The organism is Serratia sp. HNCC26DJ244 (assembly GCF_057180565.1).
In genome coordinates this window covers 1-256 of the sequence record NZ_JBXUGO010000162.1, presented here as the reverse complement: position 1 = coordinate 256, position 256 = coordinate 1, and the positions used below count along the sequence as shown (strand labels likewise).

Below are 256 nucleotides of genomic sequence, written 5' to 3'. Positions count from 1 at the left end.
ATTCTGGTCCTGGCCCCTGATTATCGATGACCGTACCCAGCACCGGAGGTGCCGGTGGGACTGTACTGACGGTAATACTGTAAGCCGGTGACTTATCGGTGGTGTTGCCGACCGGATCGCGCTCTGTTGCGGTCAACACCACCACACCATCCACAAGCGGCAGGTCCGGCTGCATCGACCAGGAGAGATCACTCTTCACAACCGCCGAGCCAATAATTTCGTTGCCACGGTATACCGTAATGATGTTACCCGCTTC

General features: G+C 56.6%; 1 protein-coding gene. It reads right to left on the bottom strand.

What is annotated here, in order from left to right; all coding sequences use genetic code 11:
- The coding region (locus tag AC2A06_RS19085; RefSeq protein ID WP_484381333.1) for an Ig-like domain-containing protein at positions 1 to 256 on the bottom strand (256 nt) is incomplete at both ends.